Genomic DNA, 26,436 nt, shown 5'->3' on the forward strand with positions numbered 1-26,436 from the left:
TTTTTTGCCATGGCAAATTATTCGATCAATATCAGCCTTGATAACGGTACCCTGAATTTCTTTGCCCAAAACGACTATTGGCTGAGAATATACAAGGGTGAACTGACAAATGCGGTTTGCGTAAATACTTTATGGCACACAACCAACATTTTTACGTCGTCGGTATCGGTATCCTGGACAGATGACTATGCCGGTTTTATTTGTCCTCAGATACCTTTAAATAAGGGAGCATATATCCGTGCTTCAGTAACCCCCATGCAATTAGGGGACGTATTGAGTATGAATAGTTCGGGAATAGCTAGTTTAACTACAAAAGGCGGTACCGCGGGCGCGTTAACCTTTTTTAATAACAGCCATTATGCGCGTATATGCGGCGCGGCACAAAGTATTACAGGTACAAACCAGCTATATATGGCAATGCCTATGCTGGGGCAGGGCAATAATGTTGTAGTTCCTCAGGAAAATGTGTTATTGGTATTCGAGTCGGGCGAAATGGCACCCGGCACCGTTGTGAGCCGCGCAATAAATCCATCACTGCTGGCAAAGCTGAATCCGGGTTCCCCAATCATCAATATAACCTATGATTACCTGAACTCATGGAACACTAACGGCAGCACCCAAGCCTCGGTAATACCCGGACCTGCCGCGATCACAGATCAATTAAGAAAACAACATAATCCTCTGTTACGACAAATTAAAAAACTACGATAATGAAACTAGTTACATGGAATATGCAGGGCGCCAGCCACAGCACCGAAAACAAATGGAACGCTGGCATTATGAACTTTTTTGGCAATGGTGCCGATATCTGCTGTCTGCAGGAATGCGGGGCAGTGCCCGCATCTGCCAGGCTTATAAACCCTAATTTTGCAGGTGTCGCCAATTTACACTATTACACCTGGGGCACAAACCGCACCAACAAACATATCCTTTTTTATCAGTCCGACCCGAACGGCAACCGCTGTAACCTGGCAGTGGTATCAACATCCCCGCCTATGGGCGGGGATGTTGTGTGGCCGGTCATTGCACCTGTATGGCGGCCGGCACTTGGTTTTCAAATCGACGCCAATCACTTTATATTCTGCCAGCATGCGATTAGTCCGAACGGCCCTGACGCCGCCGGGTTATTAGCCGCGATCAACAACGCTGTTGGTGCGCCTGGCAATTACTGGGTGGCAGGCGGCGACTATAACCGGGAGCCTCCGGCGCTGATGACTCCATTTACAATATGCCCCCCAATAATAATACCTATTCGGTAAATGACCCTTTAAGGAAGCTTGATTACTGCGTTAAAAACTTCGGGTTGCCCGTAACAGGCATCGTACAGGGACTTATCCTATCCGATCATTACCCGGTATTTTATACTATTTGAGCCTGGATTTTTGAGGCCCTGCGCGTTCAATCTTTAACCATAGAACGCATGTTCAAGTATCCACTCTTGAACATGCGTTAGATTGACTATACCCGTCAACTACTCACCACTGACCATTCCCCCTCACTACACTAAGTATTCACGCCACTGCCCAATTTAATACCGCTTTTATGTTCCAAAATCCAAAGAAGTCCAAAAAAGCAAAGAAGAGACCATTTTAGCCAGCTTTAATCCGATGCGCACTACCGTGTCGAAAACAAGCGCTACCTGGCCGCAATGCTTTTTTGAACTTAGCACACTAAGTAAACCTTGCCCACCTCGGTTTATCAGGGTAAAAAGGGAATTCTTCAAAATCAAAAAAGAAACCAACCCTCTTTACCGCTCGCGGTAGAGAGGGTCGACAAGTGCAGCGATGTCGGGGTGAATAAACGGCGAAGCGGCCAATCGGCATCCAAAACCCAACCCTCTTTACCGCTCGCGGTAGAGAGGGTCGACAAGTGCAGCGATGTCGGGGTGAATAAACGGCGAAGCGGCCAATCGGCATCCAAAACCCAACCCTCTTTACCGCTCGCGGTAGAGAGGGTCGACAAGCGCAGCGATGTCGGGGTGAGTAAACGGCGAAGCGGCCAATCGCCTCCATTTTAGTTAACGTATCAAGCACACGGTACGTGCGCCAACGTATGAAAGGAGAATTATCTTTGATTTCGAACTGAGTCGTTATTTATTTGTGAGATTTAAGTTAATCTTCGGAAGACTTAAACCGGGTGGGTATAATTTGGAACAGAAGCAATTTTTTTGTTTCTTGCAGTTTTAAACTATGATCTTATCCAATTTCCAAAAACTTGCATACATGGTATGCCTTGTGCTGTGTGCAACCATATGTGGCTGTAAAAAAAGCGACACTGCTCCGACCGACAAAAAGCCACAATCCATTCCCGTAGTTATCACCTCGCTCAGTGTGAACGACGGTCCTTACAATACAGCTGTTGAAATAACAGGAACTGGGTTCGATGCTATTGCAGCAAACGACGAAGTGTTTTTTAACAGTAAGGCGGCTACGATATCATCAGCTACTGCAACCAAACTAACCGCAATCGTTCCCCTGGGTGCCGGTACCGGTAAAGTAAGTGTTTCCGTAAAAAATGGCTCGCCGGTTTTAGGGCCTGTATTTACTTACGAACTTACTGCATTTGTTTCCACGTTAGCTGGTCAGCCTGCTTCCGGTTCGGCAAACGGAAAAGGGGCCGCGGCGTCATTTTATGCTCCCACACATATCGCGCTGGACGATGCCGGCAACCTCTATGTAACCGACATGCAAAACCGCCAGGTTCGGAAAATAGACCCGGATGGGAATGTTACAACGTTTGTTGGAAAATTACGTGCTGGTACTGAGGATGGTACCGGTGCTGGGGCATCGTTTTATCTGCCCTGGGGAATAACCAGGGACGCTTTGGGAAATTTTTATGTCTCTGATATAGGCAATTACAACATACGCAAGATAACTCCATCAGGGACAGTAACTACGTTAACACCGGGTATAGCCGCACCTTATGCGGATTTTCTGATGATGCCGGAAGGCATTGCAGCAGATGCGACAGGAAACATGTATGTCGTGGACTATTCCACAAATCTGGCTCGAAAAATAAGCGTGAATGGCAAAACAAATGTCATCCTGGCCGGGAACAGGCTTTCAGGATCGCAGGACGGCACAGGTGCAAGTGCTTCATTTAACCGGCCGTGTGGCATTGCTTTTAGTCCGAACGGCTTGTTATATATTGCCGACTCCTATAATAACACAATTCGCCAGATGAACGTGGTAGGCACCGTACTGACATGGGTTGGCACCGGCAAAGCAGGCTCGGCCGACGGTTCTTCTTCAACGGCGACATTTAATCATCCTGCCGATGTAGCCTTTGATAAGGCACGAAACATGTACATTGTAGACCAGGGCAACAACCTTATCCGTAAAATGACCTACGACGGTGTAGTAAGTACATTAGCGGGCAGCGGTGCGCCAGGTTCGGCAGACGGCCCTGCAAAACAGGCTTCGTTTAACAACCCCACCGGCATAGCGGTGGATGCGGCAGGAAACCTGTATATAGCCGACCAGGGGAATAATATGATCCGAAAAATAACGATGCAATAGCCTGCAGAGGTGATAGTCAATTGTCAGTCACTGTAAAGCGCGAGGCTTAAAGTGCATTATTGAGAATAGTCTATAATCAATTGATAAACAGATAGCTGATTACAAATAATACTTCTCCCCATCAGTTTTGATCTTTCCCGCGTCCAGCAGCAGGCGGATAGCTTCCAGGCGCTCCTTTTCGGTGCCGGTTTTAAGGGTGGTCACCAGCTCGCCGATGTTCTTATGCTCCATCGATAAAGAGTCGACGATCTCAGCGGTGATATTTTCCGCGGTTTCGGCTTTATTCTTCCGGCGTTTTTCCTCCAGGCACACATCGCATACGCCGCATTTGGGTGCGGTTTCGTCAAAATAAGCCAGCAGCATCTGGCTGCGGCACCGGCTATGTTCGGCATAGGCAAACACCGCCTCCATTTTATTGCGGTAAACCGTTTTACGGTTTTCGATGTAACGTTTATTAATAATTAACTCATTCTGCTGCAGGCGCGGTTGCAGCCAGGTAACCTGGGGCAGGTCGGTTTGCTGCAGGTAATGCAGTATACCTTCATCCTCCAATTGCTTCAGGCCTTGTATCACCTGCTGCACACTCAGGTTGGCCCGTCGGGCCAGGTCAAACTCCCGCAGCCGTACATAGTTCTCAAATGCACCGCCGTATGATCGCAGCAGGGTTTTGATGAACGCGTCCCAGCCCTGGTTTTGTACCTGGAAATTGTAAAGCTGCTCGTTCATCACCTCGAACCGGAAACGCGAGGGCAGGAATACGCTCTCGTTGAACGCCAGGTATTCGTCCTGCTCCAAAAATTTAAGGGCATTAACGGTTTTGGTGGCATCAAGTTTATTACGGACGCAAAAATCGCCCAGGTCCAGGTCAAAGCTCACCCCTGCCCCTGTACCATAGGCCAAATGAAAGTAGCTGCCGAATTGATGATACACCTGTTTGATCTCATCCACCGAAGGAAAATTCGATTCGAATTTCTTTTCGTTTTTCAGCCGGTCGGCATGGTTATAAAGCAATACGGCATAAGCTTTTCGGCCGTCGCGTCCTGCCCTGCCCGCTTCCTGGTAATAGGCTTCCAGGCTTTCGGGCATATCCTTGTGGATCACAAAACGGACATCCGGCTTGTCTATCCCCATTCCGAAAGCGTTAGTTGCCACGATAATGCGGGTATTGCCTGTTTGCCAGCTATCCTGCTTTGCAGAGCGTTGTTCCATCGTGAGCCCGGCGTGATAAAAGTCGGCGCCGAAATGGTTTTCGTTGTAATATTTGGCTATTTCCTCGGCCTCCTTGCGGCTGCGCACATAAACAATACCGGTGCCCTTTACACCCCGTGGTATGTCGAGCAGTTTGCGCAACTTGTTCTCTTCGTGCTGAACCACGTAGCTGATATTCTTCCGCTCGAAGCTTTGCTGAAAAATGTTGGGCTCTTTAAAACATAATTTTTCCTGTATGTCGCCCCTTACGTCGGCAGTTGCTGTCGCGGTAAGGGCAAGTACGGGTACGCCGGGGTGCAATTCCCGCAGGTCGGCAACATGCAGGTACGGCGGCCTGAAATCGTACCCCCATTGCGATATGCAATGCGCCTCGTCTACGGCAATAAGGTTCACATTCATATACCTGATCCGTTCGCGCACAAGTTCTGACAATAACCGCTCGGGCGACAGGTACAGGAATTTAACGCCATTGTAAACACAATTGTCCAGCGCAATATCTATTTCGCGCTTGCCCATCCCGGTCACAATGGATACCGCCGGAATGCCTTTCGCCTTCAGGTTCTCCACCTGGTCCTTCATCAGGGCTATGAGCGGCGAAACAACAATGCTTATCCCCTCTTTTACCAGGCCCGGTACCTGGAAACAGACCGACTTGCCCCCGCCTGTGGGCAGCAAAGCCAACGTATCGCGCCCCAATAAAACCGACTGAATTATCTCCTCCTGCAACGGCCGGAAGTTATCATATCCCCAATAGTGTTTCAGTGTTTCCTGGATGGTCATGCGCAATTTTGAATCCGGTTCATTGCGTGGCGAACCGAAATTTCACGACGCTAAGATAAACGCGAAATTGAACATTCGGCACCCGGAATCCCCCAAAGTGCGCCAATATTTCTAAATTCGCAGCGTTAATTCTCTATCAGTATGAAATATATTCTTGTCGTTATACTCACCTTCCTAACCGCCGATATTGTTTATGCCCAAAAATGGAACGTGGAAAATCCTCCAGGCCCTTCTAAGAAAGTTACCATAACTACTGATGAAGGTACCTGGATGGACCTGGATGTTAGCCCCGACGGGCAGAATATCGTTTTTGATCTTTTGGGCGATATTTACACCATCCCCATAAAAGGAGGAAAAGCCACTACGCTTAGCAGCGGCAAAGCCTGGGACGTGCAACCCCGTTATAGTCCCGATGGTAAAATGATAGCCTACACCAGCGATAGGGACGGCGGCGATAATATATGGGTGATGAATGCCGACGGTACCAACAAGCACCCTATAACCAAAGAAAACTTCCGGCTGCTGAATAACCCGTACTGGACGCCTGACGGGCAATATATTGTGGCGCGCAAACATTTTACAGCCACCCGGTCGTTAGGCGCAGGCGAGATGTGGATATATAATATTAATGGCGGCGACGGCATACAACTAACCAAACGCAAAAACGACCAGCAGGATGCCGGTGAGCCGATAGTTTCGCCGGATGGAAAATACATCTACTGGAGCGAGGATATGACACCGGGTCCCGACTTTCAATACAATAAGGATCCAAACCAGGGTATTTATGCTATCCGCCGCTTAAACCGGGAAACTGGTAAAATTGAAGAGGTTGCCGGTGGCCCCGGCGGCGCCTGCCGCCCGCAGATATCGCCCGACGGAAAGCTGCTTGCCTTTGTTAAAAGGGTGCGGTTAAAATCCGTCCTTTACCTGCAAAACCTGGCTACGGGCGAAGAATGGCCGGTTTACGACGACCTGTCGAAGGACCAGCAGGAAACCTGGGCGATATTTGGCGTGTACCCGAATTTCAACTGGACGCCCGATAGCAAAAACATCGTATTTTATGCAAAAGGCAAAATATGGAACCTGGATATCACCACCCTGAGCGCCGAGCAGATACCTTTCGAAGTAACCAGCCAGCAAAGCATTACCGAGGCGCTCCATTTTAACCAAAAGGTTTTCCAGGACGAGTTTACGGTAAAAATGATACGGCAGCTCACCACATCGCCGGATAGCAACCTGGTAGCTTTTAACGCCGCAGGGCATATCTATACCAAGGTGCTGCCTAACAGCGTGCCACAACGGATAGACAGCCTGAACGATTTTGAATATGAGCCTGAATTTAGCCCCGATGGCAAGTCGCTGGTTTATGTGGACTGGAGCGACGAGCTCAAAGGATCGGTAAACCGCGTCGATCTTACAACGCATGCTATAACCCGGCTTACTGTTGATAAAGGCTTCTACTACTCGCCAAAGTTCTCGCCCAAAGGCGACAAAATAGTTTACCGAAAAGGCGAAGGCAACGAGGTTTTAGGTTTTGCCTTTGGAAAAGACCCCGGTATTTACGTGATATCTGCAACCGGCGGAACGCCCAAGCTAATACTTGACCACGGTATAAGGCCGCAGTTCTCGGCCGACGGTGCCAAAATATATTTCCAGGGATCAGAGGGCGACAATAAGGCTTTCAAAGCAATAGATACCACCGGGGCGAACGAGCGAACGCTCTACACATCAAAATATGCCACGCAGTTTGCCCCCAGTCCTGATGGCAAGTGGATGGCTTTTACCGAATTGTATAACTGTTACATCACCCCAATGGTAAATACAGGCAGCCCGCAGGACCTGTCGGCTGCAAATAAGGCCATACCGCTGAGCAAGCTTACGCGCGACGCCGGAACCTATCTGCACTGGAGCAAAGACAGCCAGAAGCTGATGTGGACCCTGGGGCCGAGATATTTCGTACGTGATATTAAAAATGCGTTCCCGTTTGTAGATGGCGGGAAAGATAAGACCCTTGTGATCGACACCGTCGGGATCGACATAGGCCTTAAATTAAAAACCGATGTACCCACAGGCAAGATCGCCTTTAAAAACGCAAGGATCATCACCATGAAGGGGGATGAAGTGATCAGGAATGGCACTATTGTGATAGACAAAAATAAAATAGTAGCTGTCGGTAAAACAGAAGATGTACAGGTACCCGCCGATGCTATGGTTTACGACGCTACCGGAAAAACCATTATGCCGGGCATTGTCGACGTACATGCCCACTTGCATCCCAGTCCCGATGGTATATCGCCGCAGCAGGACTGGAACTATTATGCTAACCTGGCATTTGGGGTAACCACAGCCCACGACCCTTCGTCCAATACCGAAATGGTGTTCAGCCAGTCGGAAATGCTGAAAGCCGGGAACATGGTTGGCCCAAGAGTGTATTCAACAGGCACAATATTGTATGGTGCCGATGGCGATTTTAAAGCAGTAATCAACAGTCTTGAAGATGCCCGGTCAAACATCCGCCGTTTAAAGGAAGTAGGCGCATTCTCTATAAAAAGTTATAACCAGCCGCGCCGCGAACAGCGTCAGCAGATCATTGAAGCGGCCCGCGAACTCCAAATGGAAGTGGTGCCCGAGGGTGGTTCTACTTTCTTTACCAATATGAACATGATCCTCGACGGGCATACGGGTATCGAGCATAATATACCGGTCGTGCCTATTTACAAAGATGTAAAAGCGTTGTGGAACGCCAGCAAATCGGGCTATACCCCCACTCTCATTGTTTGTTACGGGGGCCAGTTCGGTGAAAATTACTGGTATGACCGTACAGAAGTATGGAAGAACGAACACCTGCTGAACTTCACCCCGAGGACCCTGGTCGACGCCCGTTCACGACGCCGTTCTACGTCTGAATATGGTGATTACGGCCATATCGAGGTTTCGCGCTACGTAAAACAAATAGCTGATGGCGGCACCAAAGTAAACCTGGGTTCACATGGTCAATTACAGGGCCTTGGTGCGCACTGGGAGTTGTGGATGCTGGCTCAGGGTGGCATGTCGCCTATGCAGGCCATCCGGTGTGCAACTATCAATGGCGCGTCTTACCTGGGGATGGAGAAGGAGATCGGTTCGCTTGAAACCGGCAAACTCGCCGATCTGATCGTATTAAACGACAACCCGCTGGAAGACATCCGCAACAGCCAAAAGATCAAATATGTGATGGTGAATGGTCGCCTTTATGATGCTGACTCGATGAACGAAATAGGCAACCGCGAAAAACCACGGCTCCGTTTCTGGTGGCAAATGAACCGCGGCGAAACTGTGAATTTACCGGTAGGCAACCTGGAGACGTACCAGTTTACAAGCCAGGATGGCGACTGATCCGGAAGTATAATTTTTTCCCGGACTTATGCGGCCTTTACCGGCTTCCGGACTTCGCGTTGAGCCATTTATAAAACGCCGGGAAGTCGTCGTTCCATTGCTTTTCGTTGTGTTGGGCGCCTTTTACAATAAGCTCCGGGCTGTTTTGGTCGCTTACCCCTTTAGCGCGCACCAGGCCGGCCATTTTCTGCATATCGGCAACCATGCTGTCGCTTTCCGAGTCGCCACATACGAAATATATCCGTGTGTACTTTCTCAAAGGCTGCTGCTTTGCATAGTCATATATTGCGGGCGGCAGCCAGAACGAAGGCGAAAACACGCCGGCGTTACCAAATACACCGGGATATTTTAGAATAGCGTACATCGATATCAGCCCGCCCATGGAACTCCCGGCTACAGTTGTATTACGCGGGTCCTTTTTGGTGCGATAATGCTCATCAATATAAGGTTTCAGCTTTTTTACCAGGAAATCGGCATACTCGCTCCCCTCGCCTTTGCCGTATTTGGTATCATAAGGATCGTATTCCGACAGGCGGTGCTCGCCGCCGTGATCGACACCGACAATAATACACCGGTCTTTTGCGGGCAGCTTATCCATTATCTCGTCCACGCCCCATTCGCCATAACCCGATGTATAGGCGTCAAAAAGGTTTTGCCCGTCCTGCATATAAATAACCGGGTACTTCCTTTGCGAGGCTTCGTAATCAGCAGGCAGGTATATCCACACCCGCCGTTGCCTGCCTAACTGGGGTATCTCAAATTTATCACTAAGGATATGTACGTTCGCGCTTGCGGTATGTTTCTTCTCTTCCGCTTTAAAATTATCCTGCCAGCCGGTAATGTCAAGCACTATGGTTGTATCGTGTGCCAGCATAACGCTCCGGTTCTCAATAGGCTTTCCCGCACTTGTGCACTCCACTGCCTGCCAGCTTCCGCGGGTTACTTTAAAGCTGATGATACCCGGCTTCATCGTCTCTATAAGCTGAAAGCCGTCCTTACCGGCCTGGGTCAATTCGTATTGCGCATCCGAGGGATTCCACCCGTTAAAATCGCCTGCCAAAAACAGGTGTACACTAAGGTCTTTTGACGGTGGTATTTTGCTGATTCTAAAGGTGACCCGTAACTGTCCAAAAAGCAAAAAGTTTTGGAAAAAAAGCAAAAACGCGCAGAAAATTATTTTTTTTATCATTTTAAATTGTCTTATTAACAGTTATTTCTCCGGGAACGTTCCCGGGAACGTTTTCATTAAAGTAAAATTACCAAATGTGTAATTTTGACACTTATATTGGGACCAAAACCCTCTTTATTTATAAAATTTGCCACAAATTTTGAAAAAAAATCAATAAAAAATTATCCTTAAAATATTTCTCCCAAGTTAAATTTTCATCGCCCAATAGGTCGAAAATTATCTTTTACATAAAATTTGGAATTATTGCTTCTTAGTGTAAATTAGTCACACGCTGTTAAAGCGAAGTTAACAAACCAATTTTACAACAGGCGACAACCGCCGATTTTATTCACACACAATAAAAGTATGAGAAAAAATTACTCAAAAAAGTATTTGCTTCTTTGTGCCTTTCTGATGATGTCTGTAATGGCATTTGCACAAAAAGGAAGCATAAAAGGTAAGGTGCTGGACGAGACGAACCAGCCCCTTCCCGGTGCCTCGGTCAGCATTGACGGCACCACGCTCGGTGCCACTACCGATGCCAACGGTAACTACACCATTGCAAGTGTTAATCCCGGCAATTATACCCTTACCGCAAAATACATCGGTTATGTATCAAGCAAGCAAACCATTGCGGTAGGTTCTTCCGTACTTACTGTAAATTTCGGATTGAAACCTGAAAGCACAAACCTTAATGAAGTGGTGGTAATTGGTTACGGCAGCCAGCGTAAGAAGGACCTTACCGGCTCAGTTGTGGCTGTATCTTCCAAAGATTTTAACCAGGGCCCCTTACCACGCCCGAAGCTTTGATTACAGGTAAAGTGGCCGGTGTGGAAATCACATCAAATAGTGGCGCTCCTGGTGCAGGAAGTACTATCCGTATTCGGGGCGGGGCATCCATTTCGGCAAGTAACGATCCTTTGATCGTTATTGATGGTGTTCCTGTAAGTAATTCCGGAATTGCAGGTATCGATAATGCTTTAGCTACTATTAACCCGAATGATATCGACGGGTTTTCCATCTTAAAAGATGCTTCTGCTACAGCAATTTACGGTTCACGTGCGTCAAATGGCGTAATTATCATTACTACAAAAAAGGGCAAAGGTGGCGACAAGTTAAAGATCAACTTCAGTACCGTTAATTCTTTATCAAAAATAACAAAAGAAGCACCTGCACTTACTGCCGCCGAATTCACGCAAGTGGTTAACAGCGCGCAGGCGGGGTTAACAGACGCCCAAAAAGCTGAGATTGGCACTTCAAACACGGATTGGCAAAAACAGATCTATCGCCAGGCATTTGCTACAGATAATAATATCAGCTTTGCTGGTGGTATTAAAGGGTTGCCATACCGTTTATCAATAGGCTATCTTGACCAGGATGGTGTGCTGAAAAGAGACAACCTGAAAAGGACGACCGTAGCTTTAAACGTTAACAAGGCATTCCTTAATAATAGCCTGAAAGTTGACCTAAACTTAAAAGGTACTTACACAGACCGTTTATTTGCAAACCAGGGGGCTATCGGTGCAGCTGTAGGATTTGATCCTACGCAACCAGTTTATTCAGGCAATGACAATTACGGTGGTTATTTTGAATGGCTTCTGAACGGAACGCCTAACACATTAGCGCCTAAAAACCCTGTTGGGTTAATCAACGAATCAACCGGACATGGTTATTCAAAAAGGGGGCTTGGAAGTGTTTCTTTTAACTATACTTTCCCTTTCCTGAAAGAATTAGAAGCTAATGCCACTTTCGGCGGAGATGAAACAGAAGGTATGGGCAACAACTTCACCGATCCGGCGGCTGCTTCAGCTTTTACAACAAATGGATCTTATTCACAATATTACAGCAAGAACTACACGTATAATGCTGACTACTACCTAAAATATTCAAAGGATTTCAAATCGATTAAAAGCCATTTGGATGTACAGGCAGGCTATTCGTACCAATACTTCCATTTTTACACCCGCCCTGAAGCAACTTATGCTGCAGACAGAACAACGGTGCTTAACCAACCGGCTAATATCTTCCCGGGCCAATACTACATCGAATCGCCTTTCGGCCGTTTGAACTATAGCTTCATGGATAAGTACTTATTAACGGCTTCTATCCGTGACGACCGTTCGTCACGTTTCTCCAATCTCAACCGTAATGGCTATTTCCCGGCAGTGGCGCTGGCCTGGCGGGTTAAAGAAGAAACTTTCCTAAAGAGTGTTGATTTCATCTCCGATCTGAAATTGAGAGCAGGTTATGGTATCACAGGCCAGCAGGATATAGGTCCGCTATTCGGTTACCTGGCAGTTTATGAGCCCAGCAATGTCTCTGCTCAATATCAATTTGGCGGGTCGTTCATCAACACCTTGCGTGCCGATGCTTATAACACTAACCTTAAATGGGAACAAACAGCAACTACCAACATAGCTATTGACTATGGCTTTTTAAACGGCCGGATAAACGGTTCGATTGAATATTATTACAAGAAGACCAAGGATTTGCTATTTGATACACCAGTGCCCGATGGCACCAACCTTACCAACCACGTTGTTGCTAATATAGGTAACCTCCATACACAGGGTATCGATTTCAATGTAAACGCGATAGTTTTTGACAACAAAGATTTCAAATGGAACTTTGGCTACAACGTCTCTTTCAACAAGATCGTTGTTGACAACATCTCGGCTACACATGATCCCAACCAGCAAATCGCTACCGGCGGCATTCCGGGTGGCGTGGGTAACACTATCCAGTTGCTGAAAGCAGGCGCTACGCCATACCAGTTCTACGTTTACCAGCAGGTTTACGGCTCCAACGGCATGCCGCTTGAAGGAGTTTACGTGGATAAGAACGGAAACGGTTCGACCCTTGATGACAAATACCTTTACAAGCATCCGAACCCAACCGTATTTATGGGTTTCAATTCTGATTTTACTTATAAACAATGGAGTTTAAGTTTCTCGGTTCGTTCAAACATAGGCAACTATGTTTATAACGCTGTACAGGCCAGCAACGGCGCTTATGCAGGTTTGAAATTCCAGGGTTACCTGAACAACATCCCAAACAGCATATTGAAAACTAATTTCCAGCAGTACCAGTTGTATACCGACTATTATGTTGAAAATGCCTCGTTTGTAAGAATGGACTATGCTAACCTCGGTTACAATTTTGGCAAGATTGCCAAGGTTGCTACACTTAGAGCCAACTTTAATGTGGAGAATGTATTTGTAATTACCAAATATACCGGACTTGATCCTGAAGTTTCCTCAGGTATCGATAACAATATTTATCCGCGCCCTCGTGTATTCTCGATCGGGCTTAACTTAAATTATTAAAAGAAATTACAGAATTAACAAAATCATGAAAGTAAGAAACATTAGACTACTGGCAACTATTACGGTAATAGGTGTGGCAGTAACCATTACTTCGTGTAAAAAGAACTTGGTGCCCATAGGGCAGGTTACTACCGCGAGCGTTTACAAAGATTTCGGTAACTATCAGCAGGTATTGGCCAAGTTATACACGGCGTATGCATTAAGCGGGCAGCAGGGCCCGGCAGGCAATCCCGACATCGCCGGAATTGACGAAGGCTTTGGCAATTACCTGCGTGAATATTTTAATATGCAGGAGTTAACTACTGACGAGGCGCAAATAGTGTGGAACGACGGAACCGTGCATACACTTCACGACATGACCTGGAATAACCAGTGCGAATTTATCCGTGCGATGTACGATCGTATTTATTACGAAATTTCATTGGACAATGAATTTATCCGAAATACAACTGACGCCGAATTAGCTAAAAACGGCATTACCGGCAGCGATGCAACTACAGCAAAGCAATATCGCGCCGAAGCACGCTTCCTGCGGGCGTTAAGTTACTGGCATGCTATTGACCTTTTTGGCAATGTCCCATTTGTGACAGAAGCTGATAATGTAGGTGTGTTTTTTCCTAAACAGGCATCGCGTACCGATGTTTTCAACTACATCGAAAGTGAATTGAAAGCTATTGATGGCGACCTGGGCGCTCCGCGTTTCTCTTACGGCCATGCCGATAAGGCGGTTGCATGGACGCTGCTTGCCAAACTATACCTGAATGCAAAAGTATATACTGGTACCGACCGCAGCGCTGATGCCGTTACCTATGCAAGTAAAGTAATAACTGATGGTGGTTATACTTTAGAGCCACATTTCAAAGATCTGTTCCTTGCCGACAACAATACTTCTAACGAGATCATCTTCCCTATCGAGTCGGATGGCTTACACACTCAAGGCTATGGCGGGATGACTTACATCGTGCATGCATCGGTAGGCGGTAATATGAACAAAACTGATTACGGGATCGCCTCAGGTGGCTGGGCCGGCTTGCGCACTACGCCGCAATATGTGGCATTGTTTCCTGACCCAAGCGGTAACAGCGATAAGCGCGCTATGTTCTTTACCGATGGCCAGAAATTGGATATTGCAGATGAGTACACTTTCAATGATGGTTATGCTATCACGAAATTTAAAAACGTAACCAAAGCAGGCGTAGCCGGCAGTGATCCAACCGGCACTTTTGTCGATACTGATTTCCCGATGTTCAGGTTGGCTGATGTTTACCTGATGTATGCCGAAGGTGTGTTACGCGGCGGTGGCGGCGATTTAGGCACAGCGCTTACTTATGTAAACATGGTACGTACCAGGGCATACGATGGCGATGTTTCGGGCGATATTACTGCCGGACAATTGACTCTGCCGTTCATCCTGGATGAAAGGGGCCGTGAGCTTTTGTTTGAAGGCCATCGCAGAACTGACCTTATCCGCTTCAATAAATTTACTTCCGGTGATTATACCTGGCAATGGAAAGGCGCGACTCATAACGGTACTGGTGTTGAAGACTACCGCAACCTGATGCCGATACCATCAACAGATATTATTAACAACCCTACCTTGAAGCAAAATCCTGGTTATAATTGATTTGACCCATAAATAGGTAAGTGTTTTAAATTAAAAGAGATAAAATGAAAACATTATTAACGAAACTTTTAGCCATCGGCAGCATTGCGCTGCTGATGCTGCCTTCGTGCAAAAAAGATGAGAAAAAGGTGTACGCGACAAATGTAGCTACGTCAGGGTTACAGGCATCATCTACTACGCTTGTACTGACCAAGGCCGACCTGACAAAAACAGCGGTGACCTTTAACCTTACCCAGGCCGATTTTGGCTATTCGGCGGCTATCAAAAATGTACTGCAGATAGACGCACCCGATGACAACTTTGCGAATCCGAAAGAATTTAATATTAGCGGCAAAGTTACTACGCAGGCTTTCACAACCCTCGATTTTAATAATTTAGTATTGGCATTGAATTTACCAACCGGCGTTGCATCACCCGTTCAGGCACGTATTAAATCGTCAATAAGCGCTACAGTTGCTCCGGTATATTCAAATGTGGTTTCACTTACTGTTACACCGTTTGCTTTAACAGCATTTGTGTATGTCCCCGGAGCTTACCAGGGCTGGAACCCCGCAGCTGCGGACAGTTTAGAATCTGCGACAGGTAACGGCGTTTATACCGGTGTGATCAACTTTACCGGAGGCGACCTGAATTTCAAGATCACTTCCAACAGAGACTGGAACCATACAAACTATGGCGATGCCGGTGGTGGAACGGTAAGCGGCTCTGGGGGTAATCTTTTAGCCCCAGCAGGCGGCAATATACAGATTAACTTAGATCTCAACGCGAACACCATCGTAATGACTCCTGTTCAGTGGAGCATCATCGGCGATGCCACACCAGGAGGTTGGGGAGGCGATACCGATATGCAGTTTGACAATGCTCACCAAATGTGGGTAGTGACTGCAAACCTTACCGCTGGAGGTAATATCAAATTCCGTTTGAACCATGACTGGGGAACTAATCTTGGTGGGTCCGACGGTACTTTATCTCTCAACGGAGCAAACATACCTATTGCTGCAGATGGTAGCTACAAGATCACACTTGATGTGAATGCAAATACTTACACTATTACTAAACAATAAGATAATAACAGAGAGTTGATTGATTGAAGCCCGTTCCCGGTTATACCGGGGCGGGTTTTTTGTTTGAACACAACTGCAGGATTTGCAAGATTACGGATGCTAAATGAAAAGGCTCCTGAAGTTTTAAAACAACGGGAGCCTTCTTTGAGAATTTAATCGGTTATGACCGATATAAACCAGGTTATCTGCTTTTTATATCCACGTACTCCCTGTTCACCTTGCCTACATATATTTGGCGCGGGCGGCCGATAGGCTCTTTGTGTTCTTTCATTTCTTTCCACTGCGCTATCCAGCCCGGCAGCCGGCCAAGGGCAAACAAAACGGTAAACATGTCTGTCGGGAAGCCCAGTGCACGATAGATAATGCCTGAATAAAAATCCACGTTCGGGTACAGTTTACGCTCGATAAAGTAATTGTCTTTTAAGGCTACCTCTTCCAGCTTTTTGGCTATCTCCAGCACCTCATCATCTATACCTAATTTTTCGAGGATATCATCACAGGCCTTTTTAATGATCTTTGCACGCGGATCGAAATTCTTATAAACCCGGTGACCGAAGCCCATCAGGCGGAAAGTATCATTCTTGTCTTTGGCTTTTTTGATCCATTTATCGGTGTCTCCCCCATCTTCTTTTATCTTTTCCAGCATTTCTATCACAGCCTGGTTCGCCCCGCCATGCAGCGGCCCCCAAAGGGCCGATATACCTGCCGACACCGACGCGTAAATGTTCGACTCCGACGATCCTACGATCCGTACGGTCGAAGTAGAACAATTCTGCTCATGATCGGCATGCAGGATAAGCAGTGTATTCATGGCGCTTACAATAACCGGATCTATCTCGATCTCTTCTGTGCGCTGACCAAAGGTCATGTGCAGAAAATTGGTTACGTAATCATATTTGTTACGGGGATATATAAAGGGATGCCCAAGCGATTTTTTATATATCCACGAAACTATCGTCGCCATTTTTCCCAGCATCTTGATGATGCTCAGGTCGAGTTCGGCTTCGCTTTGGTTCGATTTTAACGACTCCGGGTAAAATGCCGACAGTGAACACACCAGCGACGATAATTGCCCCATTGGGTGTGATTTTGACGGAAAACCATCAAAAAACTTCTTCATATCCTCGTGCACCAGTGTGTGGCGGCTGATATGAAGCTGGAAATCGGCCAATTGCTTTTCGGTAGGCAATTCGCCATAAATAAGCAGGTAAGCCACCTCTATAAAACTTGACTTTGAAGCAAGCTGCTCAATAGGGTAACCGCGATATTTTAGCACACCAAGCTCGCCATCCAAAAATGTAATGGCGCTTTGCGTGGCACCGGTATTTTTATAACCAATATCGAGCGTTACATAACCCGTCTGATCGCGCAGCTTTGAAATATCGATGGCTTTTTCGCCTTCGGTTCCTTCAATAACCGGGAAATCATAGGTCTTATCTCCTATTTTTAATTGTGCAGTTTCCGACATAGATGTTTTCTTTAGCGTAGCAAATGTAAATAAATCCGTGTTATATAAGGGCCGGCAAGGTTTACAATTTGTAAAAAAGTTGATTGAATAACATGGATGGTCGGAAAATTCGCATAAGTCCGAAAGTCAGCCAGTAACGTTATTGCAAACAAACTTCCGGACTTAGTAACGTTCGGATCAATTGGACCTTATGGCCTCGACAGGATCGAGCCTTGAAGCCGAATAAGCCGGGATAATGCCCGAAATGATGCCTATACCAATGGATGTGGACATACCAAGAATTATATTGCCGATATCCAGTACCACTTTAATGTCCACTGCGGCTTGCACGGCCATGGTGCCAAGATAAACCAGGCCCAGCCCGATCACTCCGCCCAGCAGGCAAAGTACAATAGCCTCTATCAGGAACTGAAGTAATATGAAATAGTTTTTTGCACCAAGCGACTTTTGTATACCAATGATATTGGTACGCTCCTTTACCGAAACAAACATGATATTGGCTATACCGAATCCGCCTACCAGCAGCGAGAAGCCCCCGATTATCCACCCGGCTGTGTTAAGCACGCCGAATATCTGGTCGAGCTGGTTTGAAATAAGTGTTGCCCTGTTCAGCGAAAAATTATCTTCCTGCCCGGGCTGTATACGTCTTATGGATCGCATCAAACCCTCCAGTTCGCTTTCAACATCCAGGTCGGTCAAACCCGGCTTTCCTTTAACAATAATGGTGGGCTGATATTGATTGGCCTGCACATCTATTACGTCCCTGGCAAAATTAAGAGGCACCAATACCGCGTTATCGTCCGAATTGCCAAACAGGTCCTTACCTTCCTTGGCAAATACACCGATCACCGTAACATAACGCCCCATAACCTTTATCTGCTTACCGATGGGACTGCCCGACGGAAAGAGGTTGGTAGCGATATCGTAGCCGATAAGCGCAACAGGCGCCCCGGTACGCGAGTCGATCTCGGTAAAATAGCGGCCCTCGCTGAGGTCAAAGTTCCAAACTTTATCATGATCTTGTGTCACCGCGTTTATCTGCGCCCCTTCGGCTGTGTGATCCTGGTATTTAATCGTGCGGTCGCCGATGCCGATTTCATAACTAATAGCGGCGGCTGTCTGGCTGCGGCGCTGCAACTGGTCGAAATCCCTCAGTTTGGGATCGGGGCGCTGCAGATACTTCCACCACGGGAAATCATCGCCGCCTATCCATGGCCATTTTTGCACATAAACGCTATTACCGCCAAGCTTATTGACGCTTTTTTGAAGATTGGCCCGCAGCGTGTCAACGGCCGATAATACACCAATTACTGTAAAAATACCGATGGTAACCCCCAGCAGCGACAACAGGGTGCGCAGTTTATTTTGCCTTAAGGCATCAAATGCAAAACGGAAGCTTTCCCGCGAGAGTTTTAAAATGATCATAGAGTCAGTATTACACCGATTTTATTTTGATTACACCGATCATGATCCTGGCATGACGGTATATTTATTGTAAATCAAATTTGAAAAAATGCTGTTACTTGTTTAGACGATAGGTGACTAATTAAGTTACACAAGTATATACTTTAAGTTTTTAATAACAGTTTTAAAAAAATACGGTGTAATCAATACCAGCGTAATCAGTGCAATCCTTTAAAAAATAATCGGCGCAATCGTAAAAAATATTCGTACATTTGCGCCCTAAAAATCCATTAGATAAAGCATGAAATTATCTCAATTTAAATTCAATCTCCCCGATTCATTAATTGCACACACACCTGCCGGCACACGGGACGAAGCGCGCCTGATGGTATTACACAAGGATTCTGGTAAAATTGAGCATAAAATATTCAGGGATGTGCTGGATTATTTTGATGATAAGGATGTAATGATCCTGAACAACACCAAGGTATTCCCTGCCCGCATGTACGGTAATAAAGAAAAGACCGGTGCAACCATCGAAGTATTCCTGTTAAGGGAGCTTAATAAAGAATTGCGCCTGTGGGACGTATTGGTTGATCCCGCACGTAAAATACGCGTAGGCAATAAACTTTATTTTGGCGACGACGACCTGCTGATAGCCGAAGTTGTGGACAATACCACCTCGCGCGGCCGCACCATCCGCTTCCTGTTCGACGGGACGGATGAAGAATTCCGCCGTAATGTTGAGATACTCGGCGAAACACCGCTGCCAAAATACATCAAGCGCAAAGCTACTCCCGAAGATAAGGAACGCTATCAAACTATATTTGCCAAGCACGAAGGTGCTGTCGCGGCGCCCACCGCCGGTTTGCACTTTAGCCGCGAGCTGATGAAACGCCTTGAATTGAAAGGTGTCGAATTTGCCGAAGTCACACTGCATGTCGGCCTGGGAACTTTCCGCCCGGTTGAGGTGGAGGACCTCACCAAGCATAAAATGGACTCGGAACAATTTATTATCGAGCAAAAGCAGGCTGATATTGTAAACCGTGGCATCGAGGCAAAAAAACGCATCTGTGCTGTTGGCACCACTTCTATGCGGGCCATTGAGTCGGCAGTGTCGGCCAGCAAAACTTTGAAGCCGGCTAACGACTGGACCAGCAAGTTCATTTTCCCGCCGTACGACTTCAGCATCGCAAACTCGATGATCACCAACTTCCACACCCCTGAGTCGACTTTATTGATGATGGTTTGTGCATTCGGCGGTTACGAAAATGTAATGCATGCTTATGAAGTTGCTGTGAAAGAGAAATACCGCTTTTACAGCTATGGCGATGCCATGCTGATGATTTAATAAGATTTGAGCTATTAGATGTGGGATTTGATTTTATCTGAATCTCGATTACAAATGAGGCTATTATGAGCGATCCGAATCTCACATCTCAAATCCAGAATCCCAAATCCAAACACTACGCCATTATCGTGGCCGGCGGGTCGGGCACCCGCATGCGGTCCTCGGTTCCCAAACAGTACCTGCTATTGAATGGCATTCCCCTGCTAATGCATACCATCAATGCATTTAATGCGTGTGCAACAAAGCCGGGCATTATTTTAGTACTGCACCCCGAATCGCACGATTACTGGAACCAATTGTGTAAAGAGCATAATTTCACGGTTCCGCACCAATTGGTAAGCGGTGGCGAAACACGCTTCCACTCGGTAAGGAACGGTATAAATATGATAGAGGACGACGATGCTATTGTCGCCATTCACGATGCAGTAAGGCCGCTGGTGACCTGTGCCATCATTGACGAATCGTATGAATGCGCGGAAAAGTATGGCAACGCCATTGTTGCGGTTAAAAGCCGCGATTCGGTAAGGCAGATCAGGGACAACCGATCACAAAGCCTCAACCGCGATAATATTTACCTTATCCAAACCCCGCAAACCTTCCAGGCCGCGCAGTTAAAAAATGCCTACAAACAGGTTTACCAGGAAAGCTTTACCGACGACGCCAGCGTCGTAGAACAAACGGGCGTTAATATCAACCTGATAGGCGGCAGCCACCAGAATATCAAGATAACTTTTCCCGAAGATATTGCTATTGCGGAGTTCCTTTTAAAACAATAGCCACTCCCCTTTCGAGGAATGGCTATTATAAAGCTCAGGGCAGAACCGGTCAGGCCCGCCTGATGACGCCAAGCAGTAACGCGATAATGGCAATAACCAAAAGCACGTGTATTATGCCGCCGGCCGAATAAGCAAAAAATCCTATTGCCCAACCTATTATCAGGATAACGGCAATGATGTATAGTAAACCTCTCATAGTATAAATGTTTTGATTAGATAATGTTTTTATCATAAACTCAAAACATTCCAAAAGGTTTTATAAAACAAAAAGCCCCGAAAGTTCAGGGCTCCTGTAGTTATGCCGGGATATTAGTATTCGTCTTCGTTGAAGAAGAAGTCGTCTTTTGTTGGGTAATCAGGCCATATTTCCTCAATATTCTCATACGGCTCACCGTCGTCTTCCAGTGCCTGCAGGTTTTCAATAACCTCGACGGGCGCTCCCGAACGGATAGCATAATCGATCAATTCATCCTTTGTTGCCGGCCATGGAGCATCTTCGAGGTGTGATGCTAATTCAAGTGTCCAATACATATATTTAAATCTATAAGGTTATATTTTAAATTTTGGCAAAAGTATAATATTTTTAAATTGATTATCAAATAATTTTTTCCAAAAATTTACACACGCGGTATCCACTGGTTTTCTGCTATCTTTTGGTCGTTTGCTATCTTCCGGCCAAGGGTAAACAGGTAATCGCTTAACCTGTTCAGATAGACGATCACCTTTTCATCGACATTGCTTTCGGTTGCCAGATGAACGGCCAGCCGCTCGGCCCGGCGGCATACGCAGCGGGCAATATGGCAAAATGATATAGCATTGTTACCGCCCGGTAAGATAAAGTGGCGCAATTCGGGCAATTGTTCATTTATTGCGTCCATCTCCTTTTCAAGCAATTCTATATCCGCTTCGTGCAGGTCGGGTATTATCATTTTTGATCTTTCGGGATCCGAGGCCAGCGAAGAGCCGATAGTGAACAGCCTGTCCTGCACCTCTTTCAACAGACCCTTATCATGCTCCGTAATATCCTGGTCGCGTATCATGCCGACATACGAGTTCAATTCATCCACTGTACCGTAGCTTTCGATACGCAGATGATATTTAGGCACACGCGTACCCCCGATGAGCGAGGTTAGCCCTTTGTCGCCCGTTTTTGTGTATATCTTCATTTTGATTTCGAAATCCGAAAGTACAATTTCCGGTTTACTTATTAAATCTATTAGCTATTCGATTGAAAACTCTTAGGAGTTATTAATGTTATTAAATTTGACACTGATAAATACTGCTGCTGCAGCCTGTCCGATGAAGGTATTCCGATCTATATACAAGGCCACTTTTTTATTGTTGTCCTTCCTATTTCTGTTAAGCTTTAAATGCAGCGATGCCCACACATCACCTGCAGCGGTCAACGTTCCGGTGCGAAATTTCCTGAGCGAGAAACAATTTAACGACCTGTTCCCGATGCGTGATAAATTCTATACCTATGCTGCTTTTATGAAAGCCATCAATAATATGGGGGCCATCAAAATAAAAGTAACGAAACGCGCCGTATCGGTTTACCAGATCATACGTACCGATAAAAAAACGGGGAAATCAGCCATCGTAAGGCAGGACGAAGACTGGAACGAGGAATGGGCTAAAAAGAAGCCTGATAGCATTTACTTTATTGACTATGGCAATTTCTGCAGCGAAAAAGACCTGCAAACCAACAAAAAGGAACTGGCTGCCTTCTTTGCCAATATCGCCCACGAAACACGCCATGGCGAGAACGGCAAATACAACGACGGCCTGATGTATATTCACGAAAGCAATACCTCGCTGCCTTACATTGCCGAAAATGACAATTACCCGCCTGTCGCCGGGAAAAAATATTATGGTCGGGGACCACTTCAATTGAGTTACAACGGCAATTACGGTTATGCTTCCGACTGTATCTTTGGGGATAAAAAAGTCCTTTTAAACAACCCCGACCTGTTGGAAACCGACCCTGTGGCTGCGTTCGAGGCCGCTATATATTTTTGGATGACGCCGCAAACCTATAAACCCTCGGCACACGATGTAATGATCGGTAAGTGGCAGCCCAAAGCCGATGATAAAGCCAAAAACCGCAAGCCCGGTTTCGGTATGACCATCAATATCATTAATGGCGCGGTGGAATGCGGGCAGGGCGAGAGCGTGTTCAGCATGAATGACCGTATTGGTTTTTACCAATATTTCCTTAAAAAATTAGGCGTCAGCGACCCGAATTGCGCCTGCTCATGCGGAAATATGGCGCCGTATAAGTAAAAAGCTATCCGAAGAATCAATAAAGTTGGCTATTGATTTTTTCTTAATATTTGATTCCCCAGGAAGTAATTATTGAATCAGCTTGCTTTAAGGTGATCTTTGTATCTTCCTCGGAGGCTGAACCATTTATCGGGTTTCGGGCTCCTTTGAACATACAGCCCCATTCGCTTATTTGCTCTGTGTCGTTAAAATAGCAGGAGATATATACTTCTTCATTATAATCGACACCGTCTCTGCGATACTTTTTCGCCCCTTCGAAACGGTTTTCTTCACCATATATCTTATTATCTTTTATCGTCACCTGTTTATGTATGAAACCTACACCAGTTAAATTCCCTTCCGGCGCCCATCTGAGGACACTTTGATCGTTCTTAACCAATTTCCAACCGGGTTGAAGCGCAGGCAATCCTAATTCAAGCCTGTTCTTATTAAAATCGAGTCCATATTTTTTTTCAGGGTTGTCAGAATTGCAGGATGCAAGAAGGATGATTAATAAAATTACGAGGTATGGTTTCATTGTGATAAATGATTTAATCTAGACCAGTTGAAATTAACAACAAATTCTCCAAATCTCAAAATCGTGTCTTATACTTGTGTATGAACTACCCGTTTGATACCGTTGGCCTCAATAGTGAAACCATCGATACGTTTGATGAGACTTATAAGCTGCTGAAGTCAAGATTCCAGATCGGGCTTACGGGCAATATTGACTTTCACCTGAAAGATTTTGAGGTTTTCAGGGGATGTACTCATGTTAGTGTCCGTGGCTCTTACGTTATAAAAAACGCCCGGACCGATTGTTATATACTATTTGTCGAGGTCCATAAATTAAAAAAAGGTGGCTACGGAACCGTCCCGCCTACTTACGACTATTACGAATACCAGACCTGGGCACTCGCCTATGTAAAAAAGGACTTCGGCAGGGTACTGATCAGGCCGGAGACTTTAGCCGATAAGCTTATTGAACTGGTACACCCCGTTGAACTGGATTTTGATGATGACAAAGCCTTTAGCGACACATTTTATGTGTTGGTAAACGACCGCTGGAAGGCCGACATGGCTATAGACCGTAATTTCAGGAATGCGGTAATGGATGTGAGGCATGAAGATGTGGTGATAGAGATCATCGATCATACGCTCATCATCGGCCACCGGCACCAGGTATCGCCCGAAAGCTCGCTGCAATTAGCTGATTTTGTGACCAGGGTTTGTTCAACCTGCTGATCAGGGCCTGATTAAGCTGGCTCGGTATGCCTTTGAACCCGCTGTATATTGGGGTTTGGGTAATCGTTTTCTACCAGCCCATCGCGCATCCGAACAATGCGGTGTGCATGCATGGCAATATCCTCCTCGTGCGTTACCAATATGATCGTGTTCCCTTTGGCGTGAATGTCTTCCATCAGGCCCATGATCTCGATCGAAGTTTTGGTGTCCAGGTTACCTGTTGGCTCGTCGGCAAGTATGATCGAAGGGTCGTTAATAAGCGCCCTGGCAACCGCCACACGCTGGCGCTGTCCGCCCGAAAGCTCATTTGGTTTGTGGTCGATACGGTTACCCAGGCCCACATTTTCTAAAGCATGTTTTGCCCGCTCCTGCCTGTTCACTTTGTTTACACCGGCATAAATCAACGGCAGGGCCACATTATCGAGCGCTGTATTGCGCGGCAACAGGTTAAAGGTCTGGAATACGAAACCGATTTCCTTATTACGCACATCGGCCAGTTCATTGTCGGTCATGTGGCTAACGTTGGTTCCGTTAAGGATGTAATCGCCTTTGGTAGGCGTGTCAAGACATCCGAGGATGTTCATCAGGGTTGATTTTCCTGATCCGGAGGGGCCCATCAGGGCTACAAATTCGCCTTTATTGATAGTTAAGGATACCGATTTAAGCGCATGAATAGTCTCAGCACCGATCACATATTTACGCCCGATATCTTTAATTGTAATTAATGGCTCCATCCGTTTTTATTTGCTTTGACTGTAAGGTGGCAGTAAATGTTACAATCTTTTTTAGCCAAAAGTCCTGAGCGTATCCCAAATCTGACTTTCGGACTTATGCGGACTTGCCGACTCACTTCTCGATCACCTTCGCCACCAGGAAATAATTCTCGTCATGTTTGGGGGCATTTTTCAGCGCCTCTTCATGGGTGATCTCCTGTTTCACCACATCTTCGCGTAGCACGTTTATCTCGTCGGTCATGTAAACCAGTGGCTCCACTCCCGATGTATCAACTTCGTTCAGCTTAGCCATAAAATCCAGTATCTTGCCCATGTCCTTCATCATCTTTTCTTTTTCATCTTCTGCAAGTTCAAGCCGCGCCAGGTGCGCCACTTTGTCTACTGTTTCTTTATCTATGGTCATATTCCGCCAGTTTTTGTTTGATGATACCGTAAACCCTATCCCGCAATGCATCGGCTTCATCAGGATTCATTCCCGATGTTTCTATCGGTTTGTGCACAAATATATGACAAATCCCGGGCCTGCTGCCAAATTTCAATCCGGTGTCCCACAATATTTGCCAGGCGTTAAGTATGGATACCGGCACTATGGGCACGCCCGCTTCTATCGCCAGCCTGAAGGGCCCGTTCTTGAACGGCTGCAATTGCGGGGGGTAGTCGTCCGCAATGCCGCCCTCCGGAAAGATGATCATAGTTGTCCCGTCACCAATTTTCTCCGCTGCCTTTTTGAAGGCCCGGTATGCTGATATTTTACTATCGCGGTTTACGGGAACATCTATCGTTCTGAAAAACAAGCTCGTAACCGCACTTTCGCTCAGTTCTTCTTTCCCCATAAAGCTGCAATCGCCGCTGATCATGGCGCACATGGCCGAAATATCGATACTGGCTGCATGGTTTGGACATACCACGTAAGTATTGTTCCAGTTCACCGTCTCCTCGTACTCAAAACGATAAAATATCCCGGCAACAGCCGAACTGATAGTAGCAATGATGCGCCGCATCCTGACAATTGACCTGTATCGTTTGGGGTTCCGCGCCAGGAAGTAGAGATAAGGGTAACAGATCATATAGAAGAACGCTATGCCGAGCCTATAGCAATGCGCATGCGCCTTCTTCAATATCAATTTCATCG

23 protein-coding genes are annotated in these 26,436 nt (G+C 46.4%); 12 read left to right on the forward strand and 11 right to left on the reverse strand.

The genetic code is table 11. From position 1 onward, the window contains the following. The first annotated feature begins 9 nt into the window (after nt 1-9). The 3 genes from FRZ54_RS20310 to FRZ54_RS20320 all read left to right on the forward strand — a co-directional run bounded on the left by FRZ54_RS20310 (nt 10) and on the right by FRZ54_RS20320 (nt 3,518). Entirely contained in the window at nt 10-711 is a 702-nt protein-coding gene (locus tag FRZ54_RS20310) for a hypothetical protein (protein WP_147033643.1), read from the forward strand. After that, the gene (locus FRZ54_RS20315; RefSeq protein ID WP_147033644.1) at nt 711-1,259 is read left to right on the forward strand and encodes an endonuclease/exonuclease/phosphatase family protein; all 549 of its coding nucleotides are present in this window, start codon (nt 711-713) and stop codon (nt 1,257-1,259) included. The genes FRZ54_RS20310 and FRZ54_RS20315 overlap by 1 nt, the downstream gene beginning before the upstream one ends. A gap of 930 nt (nt 1,260-2,189) precedes the next feature. After that, nucleotides 2,190-3,518, forward strand: a complete 1,329-nt coding sequence (locus tag FRZ54_RS20320) for an IPT/TIG domain-containing protein (RefSeq protein WP_147033645.1) — start codon at nt 2,190-2,192, stop codon at nt 3,516-3,518. 99 nt (nt 3,519-3,617) lie between these two features. Here FRZ54_RS20320 and FRZ54_RS20325 read toward each other — a convergent pair whose 3' ends face one another. Continuing rightward, nucleotides 3,618-5,507: a RecQ family ATP-dependent DNA helicase gene (locus tag FRZ54_RS20325; protein WP_147033646.1), complete on the reverse strand. Its 1,890-nt coding sequence runs from the start codon at nt 5,505-5,507 to the stop codon at nt 3,618-3,620. Nucleotides 5,508-5,648: 141 nt separating this feature from the next. Here FRZ54_RS20325 and FRZ54_RS20330 point away from each other — a divergent pair, with 141 nt between their 5' ends. Then, a complete protein-coding gene (locus FRZ54_RS20330) occupies nt 5,649-8,882 on the forward strand; it encodes an amidohydrolase family protein (protein WP_147033647.1) in 3,234 nt (1,077 codons plus the stop codon). A 37-nt stretch (nt 8,883-8,919) separates the two neighbouring features. Here the strand turns inward: FRZ54_RS20330 and FRZ54_RS20335 are convergent, their stop codons facing one another. After that, nucleotides 8,920-10,071 carry an alpha/beta hydrolase gene (locus FRZ54_RS20335; protein WP_228462556.1) on the reverse strand — a complete coding sequence of 384 codons (1,152 nt, stop codon included), beginning with the start codon at nt 10,069-10,071 and terminating at the stop codon, nt 8,920-8,922. A gap of 345 nt (nt 10,072-10,416) precedes the next feature. Here FRZ54_RS20335 and FRZ54_RS24800 point away from each other — a divergent pair, with 345 nt between their 5' ends. From FRZ54_RS24800 to FRZ54_RS20350, 4 genes are read left to right on the forward strand one after another with little or no spacing between them, the layout of a single operon-like run. After that, nucleotides 10,417-10,860 carry a carboxypeptidase-like regulatory domain-containing protein gene (locus tag FRZ54_RS24800; protein WP_228462557.1) on the forward strand — a complete coding sequence of 148 codons (444 nt, stop codon included), beginning with the start codon at nt 10,417-10,419 and terminating at the stop codon, nt 10,858-10,860. Between the two features lie 20 nt (nt 10,861-10,880). Then, entirely contained in the window at nt 10,881-13,376 is a 2,496-nt protein-coding gene (locus FRZ54_RS20340; RefSeq protein WP_262712274.1) for a SusC/RagA family TonB-linked outer membrane protein, read from the forward strand. 25 nt (nt 13,377-13,401) lie between these two features. Then, nucleotides 13,402-15,000: a RagB/SusD family nutrient uptake outer membrane protein gene (locus FRZ54_RS20345; protein ID WP_147033648.1), complete on the forward strand. Its 1,599-nt coding sequence runs from the start codon at nt 13,402-13,404 to the stop codon at nt 14,998-15,000. Nucleotides 15,001-15,044: 44 nt separating this feature from the next. Then, the gene (locus tag FRZ54_RS20350; RefSeq protein ID WP_147033649.1) at nt 15,045-16,064 is read left to right on the forward strand and encodes a SusE domain-containing protein; all 1,020 of its coding nucleotides are present in this window, start codon (nt 15,045-15,047) and stop codon (nt 16,062-16,064) included. Between the two features lie 181 nt (nt 16,065-16,245). Here FRZ54_RS20350 and FRZ54_RS20355 read toward each other — a convergent pair whose 3' ends face one another. Both FRZ54_RS20355 and FRZ54_RS20360 read right to left on the reverse strand, forming a co-directional pair. Beyond that, nucleotides 16,246-17,532: a citrate synthase gene (locus FRZ54_RS20355; protein ID WP_147033650.1), complete on the reverse strand. Its 1,287-nt coding sequence runs from the start codon at nt 17,530-17,532 to the stop codon at nt 16,246-16,248. A gap of 177 nt (nt 17,533-17,709) precedes the next feature. After that, nucleotides 17,710-18,957, reverse strand: coding sequence for an ABC transporter permease (locus tag FRZ54_RS20360; protein WP_147033651.1), 1,248 nt, complete (start codon nt 18,955-18,957; stop codon nt 17,710-17,712). Nucleotides 18,958-19,237: 280 nt separating this feature from the next. On the opposite strand from FRZ54_RS20360, the gene queA reads away from it, so the two are divergent. Together queA and FRZ54_RS20370 are read left to right on the forward strand one after the other, a co-directional pair. After that, nucleotides 19,238-20,287: a tRNA preQ1(34) S-adenosylmethionine ribosyltransferase-isomerase QueA gene (queA, locus tag FRZ54_RS20365; RefSeq protein WP_147033652.1), complete on the forward strand. Its 1,050-nt coding sequence runs from the start codon at nt 19,238-19,240 to the stop codon at nt 20,285-20,287. Nucleotides 20,288-20,352: 65 nt separating this feature from the next. Further along, nucleotides 20,353-21,063 (forward strand): 2-C-methyl-D-erythritol 4-phosphate cytidylyltransferase, encoded by a 711-nt coding sequence (locus FRZ54_RS20370; RefSeq protein WP_147033653.1) that lies wholly within the window; start codon nt 20,353-20,355, stop codon nt 21,061-21,063. A gap of 49 nt (nt 21,064-21,112) precedes the next feature. Here FRZ54_RS20370 and FRZ54_RS20375 read toward each other — a convergent pair whose 3' ends face one another. The 3 genes from FRZ54_RS20375 to FRZ54_RS20385 form a co-directional block, all read right to left on the reverse strand. Continuing rightward, nucleotides 21,113-21,259, reverse strand: a complete 147-nt coding sequence (locus FRZ54_RS20375) for a lmo0937 family membrane protein (RefSeq protein ID WP_147033654.1) — start codon at nt 21,257-21,259, stop codon at nt 21,113-21,115. A gap of 113 nt (nt 21,260-21,372) precedes the next feature. Continuing rightward, entirely contained in the window at nt 21,373-21,594 is a 222-nt protein-coding gene (locus FRZ54_RS20380) for a DUF2795 domain-containing protein (protein WP_002996718.1), read from the reverse strand. 86 nt (nt 21,595-21,680) lie between these two features. Then, nucleotides 21,681-22,229 carry a cob(I)yrinic acid a,c-diamide adenosyltransferase gene (locus FRZ54_RS20385; protein ID WP_147033655.1) on the reverse strand — a complete coding sequence of 183 codons (549 nt, stop codon included), beginning with the start codon at nt 22,227-22,229 and terminating at the stop codon, nt 21,681-21,683. A 133-nt stretch (nt 22,230-22,362) separates the two neighbouring features. Here FRZ54_RS20385 and FRZ54_RS20390 point away from each other — a divergent pair, with 133 nt between their 5' ends. After that, nucleotides 22,363-23,346, forward strand: a complete 984-nt coding sequence (locus FRZ54_RS20390) for a chitinase (RefSeq protein WP_187359683.1) — start codon at nt 22,363-22,365, stop codon at nt 23,344-23,346. A 43-nt stretch (nt 23,347-23,389) separates the two neighbouring features. Here the strand turns inward: FRZ54_RS20390 and FRZ54_RS20395 are convergent, their stop codons facing one another. Then, nucleotides 23,390-23,863 (reverse strand): hypothetical protein, encoded by a 474-nt coding sequence (locus FRZ54_RS20395; protein ID WP_147033657.1) that lies wholly within the window; start codon nt 23,861-23,863, stop codon nt 23,390-23,392. Between the two features lie 80 nt (nt 23,864-23,943). Between FRZ54_RS20395 and FRZ54_RS20400 the strand changes: the two genes are divergently transcribed. Further along, complete coding sequence (locus FRZ54_RS20400; RefSeq protein WP_147033658.1) at nt 23,944-24,570, forward strand: hypothetical protein; 627 nt, start codon at nt 23,944-23,946, stop codon at nt 24,568-24,570. Between the two features lie 11 nt (nt 24,571-24,581). Here FRZ54_RS20400 and FRZ54_RS20405 read toward each other — a convergent pair whose 3' ends face one another. The 3 genes from FRZ54_RS20405 to FRZ54_RS20415 form a co-directional block, all read right to left on the reverse strand. After that, the gene (locus tag FRZ54_RS20405; protein WP_147033659.1) at nt 24,582-25,304 is read right to left on the reverse strand and encodes an ABC transporter ATP-binding protein; all 723 of its coding nucleotides are present in this window, start codon (nt 25,302-25,304) and stop codon (nt 24,582-24,584) included. 112 nt (nt 25,305-25,416) lie between these two features. Further along, complete coding sequence (gene gatC, locus FRZ54_RS20410) at nt 25,417-25,707, reverse strand: Asp-tRNA(Asn)/Glu-tRNA(Gln) amidotransferase subunit GatC (RefSeq protein ID WP_147033660.1); 291 nt, start codon at nt 25,705-25,707, stop codon at nt 25,417-25,419. Then, nucleotides 25,694-26,434 carry a lysophospholipid acyltransferase family protein gene (locus FRZ54_RS20415; protein ID WP_147033661.1) on the reverse strand — a complete coding sequence of 247 codons (741 nt, stop codon included), beginning with the start codon at nt 26,432-26,434 and terminating at the stop codon, nt 25,694-25,696. The genes gatC and FRZ54_RS20415 overlap by 14 nt, the downstream gene beginning before the upstream one ends. Nucleotides 26,435-26,436 lie beyond the last annotated feature (2 nt).

Source organism: Mucilaginibacter ginsenosidivorans (genome assembly GCF_007971025.1).
Lineage (GTDB): Bacteria > Bacteroidota > Bacteroidia > Sphingobacteriales > Sphingobacteriaceae > Mucilaginibacter > Mucilaginibacter ginsenosidivorans.